This window comes from Microcella sp., assembly GCF_030645145.1.
Taxonomy (GTDB): Bacteria; Actinomycetota; Actinomycetes; order Actinomycetales; family Microbacteriaceae; genus Microcella.
In genome coordinates this window covers 1-2,004 of record NZ_JAUSMI010000121.1, presented here as the reverse complement: position 1 = coordinate 2,004, position 2,004 = coordinate 1, and the positions used below count along the sequence as shown (strand labels likewise).

Here is a 2,004-nt window from a genome sequence, read left to right as displayed (position 1 = left end):
GGTCTTCACCACCAACGACGACCGGCAGAACGCACTTGCACCCTGGCTGGACTACTACAACAATCGACGACGCCACTCAGCCCTCGACGGGCTCCCACCCATCAGCCGAGTGTCACCAAGGTGACTGCCGAGTACACCTAGCCGTCCGATCGCGGGGGCGGGAGGCCGCGCGCGCGACGGACGCGCGGGCGGCCGGGGGCATCCGCTACAGACGCTCCTGCCGGGGTACGAACACCTGGTCGATGATGATGAGGACCGAGGCCGCGACCGGAATGGCGATGAGCGCGCCGAGCACGCCGAGCAGGGTCCCGCCGATGAGGGCCGCGATCACGACGACCGCGCCGGGGACCTTCACCGCGCGGTTCATGATGTTGGGGCTCAGCACGTAGGCCTCGACCTGCATGTAGATCAGGTAGTAGATCGCGGCCGTGATGACGGTCGAGGTCGACTCGGGGTTCGTGATGAACTGCGTGAACACGATGAGCACCGAGCCCGAGAGCGTGCCGACGAGGGGCACGAGCGAGAACAGGAACGCCACGAAGGCGAAGAGCGCGGGGTACTCGGCCCCGATGAACGACAGGAACAGGAAGCTCAGCACTCCGTTGACGAGCGCCAGGCTCGCCTGGCCGACCACGAAGCGGCCGACTGCCGAGGCGACCTGCTCGGCGATACCCACGAAGGTCGTCCGTCGCGACGCGGGCACGAGGCGGTAGAGGGCGCTCTTCATGCTCGCGAGCGAGGCGACGAAGTACAGCGTCAGGATCAGGATGATGAGGCCGCCGAACGCGCCGGAGACGAGCGCGAAGCCCACGCCGAGGACTCCGCCGCCGATCTCCGCGAGGTTCGCGGGATCCTGGAGGAAGGTGATGGCGCCGTCGACCGCCTGCTGGACGTCGAGCACCTCAACCGGCACGAAGGTCTGCACCGTCGCGATGAGCTCCTCGAGCGACTCGACCGAGCCCAGGAAGTCGCCGATCTGCTGCACGAGTCGACTGACCTGCTCGACGATGACGGGCACGATCGCGAAGATCAGGCCGGTGAAGATGCCGAGCACGCCGACGAGCACCGTGAGGATCGCCGACCAGCGCGGCCATTTGCGATCCTCGAGCCACGACACGATCGGGTCGAGGCCGAGCGCGATGAAGAGCGCCGCGCCGATGTAGGTGATGATCGTCGCGAGCGAGCTGACCGCTCCGCCGATGAGGAGGGCGACGAGGACGCCGAGGCCGCCGAAGAGACCGAACCGGAACGCGTTCTGGATCCTCATGGCGGGCACCGCTCGTCGACGGCGGGATGTCCGCGCGGCTGCCCGAGGAACGCGCGCGGGTCAGACCGTCGGGCCCGTCACTCGTCGCTGATCGAGCCCGAGATCTTCTCTGCCTGCGACAGTACCCCGCGCAGGCCCTCGAGGTAGCCAGCCACGGCGTCGCGCTCGACGCGGAGTCGGGCGAGGCGCTCCTCGGCCTCGGAGACGAGAGCGGCCGTGCGCTCCTCGGCGTCGGCGACGAGCGCCGCCGCTCGGTGCTCGGCGTTCTCGAGCACCTCGCGCGCGGTCGCGTCGGCCGAGCTGCGGAGCGCTTCGGCCTCGGCGCGCGCCTCGCGCGTGAGCGTCTCGGTCTCGGCGCGGGCCTCCGCGGCGGCTTGCTGCGCCGCCGTGAGCTGCGCCGTCGCCTCGTCGAGGTACTTCTGGGTCTGCGCGCTCGCCTCCTGCTGGCGGGCGAGGTACTCGCGCTCGGCCTCGTCGCGCCGCGCGGCGAGCTCGACGTCGAGGTCGATGCGCGCCTGCTCGGCCGCGCGCGCGAGCTTGGCGCGCTGCTCCTCCGTCTCGCGGGCGAGGGCCGCGCGCGCCTGCGCGGCCTCGTCGGCGAGCGCGCGGTCCTGGTCGGCGGATGCGCGGGCGAGCGCCGCCCGACGGGCCTTCTCGTCGGCCTCGAGCGCCGCGGTGCGCGTCGTCAGGTCGCGCTCGAGCTCCTCGAGCGCCGCGGCCTGCTCGCGCTCGGCGGT

At 71.1% G+C, this 2,004-nt stretch carries 2 protein-coding genes and 1 pseudogene; 1 reads left to right on the top strand and 2 read right to left on the bottom strand.

Annotated features, from left to right (window positions below; genetic code table 11):
• On the top strand, positions 1-124 hold a 124-nt coding region (locus tag Q7T15_RS08215), incomplete at its 5' end, for an integrase core domain-containing protein (RefSeq protein ID WP_304693345.1).
• Positions 125-205: 81 nt separating this feature from the next.
• On the opposite strand, the gene Q7T15_RS08210 is transcribed toward Q7T15_RS08215, so the two are convergent.
• Complete coding sequence (locus Q7T15_RS08210) at positions 206-1,267, bottom strand: AI-2E family transporter (protein ID WP_304695139.1); 1,062 nt, start codon at positions 1,265-1,267, stop codon at positions 206-208.
• Positions 1,268-1,344: 77 nt separating this feature from the next.
• A pseudogene (locus Q7T15_RS08205) lies at positions 1,345-2,004 on the bottom strand (hypothetical protein); the annotation flags it as partial.